Annotated in this window: 2 protein-coding genes; both read right to left on the bottom strand. The window is 58.9% G+C overall.

The features are described from left to right. A partial coding sequence (locus tag AC5RE1_RS01685) for an SNF2-related protein (RefSeq protein WP_493938238.1) occupies positions 1–458 on the bottom strand: 458 nt, incomplete at its 3' end. Beyond that, a complete protein-coding gene (locus AC5RE1_RS01680; protein WP_493938239.1) occupies positions 439–702 on the bottom strand; it encodes a VRR-NUC domain-containing protein in 264 nt (87 codons plus the stop codon). The genes AC5RE1_RS01680 and AC5RE1_RS01685, both read right to left, overlap by 20 nt. Between the last annotated feature and the right edge of the window lie 4 nt (positions 703–706).

Raw genomic sequence — 706 nt, 5'->3', positions numbered from 1 at the left:
CGCTTAACGTGCGGACGAACCTTCACCAATGCCGTGAATCGTTTCGCCCGGTGGTTTTTGAAGGAGGACAGTTCGTCGATGACGACCATGTCGAACGGCCAGCCATCGCCGTACTGACCCACGAGCCAGGGGATGTTCTCCCGGTTGATGACGGTCACCATCGCAGACGCCGCGAGAGCGTTCAGCCGGTCTTGTTTGGTGCCGACAGCGACCGATACGGTCAAACCTCGCAGGTGATCCCACTTCGCTATTTCGGTTGGCCACGTATCGCGGGCTACCCGCAGTGGTGCGATGACGAGGACGCGGTGGATGGTGAAGTAGTCGAGCATGAGCTGCCAGATCGCCGTCAACGTGATCACCGATTTGCCCAAACCCATCCCAAGGAAGATCGCGGCCTCGTCATGGTCGATGATGAAATCGGTCGCTTGACGTTGGTAGTTATGCGGCGTGTAGTGCATCAAGCACCTCCTGTATGCCGTCCATCGAATCAACAACCAACGCGGTGAAGCCTTGCTGGCGTAGCTGGTTCATCCGTCGGCGTTGGATCGGCCGAGGCTTTTTGCCGGGGGCTTTCACTTCGACGAAGACGACCTGGCCTCCCATCAGGCATAGCCGGTCAGGTACGCCACTGGTTCCAGGGCAGACAAGCTTCCAGCACAAGCCCCCGGAGGCTTCAACGGCCTTTTTGAGCTGGGCTTCGATGTGG

Source organism: Actinotignum sp. usb-actsch-rep-73 (assembly GCF_059082735.1).
The sequence above is the reverse complement of the archived record's forward strand: the minus strand, read 5'-3'. Positions and strand labels throughout refer to the sequence as shown.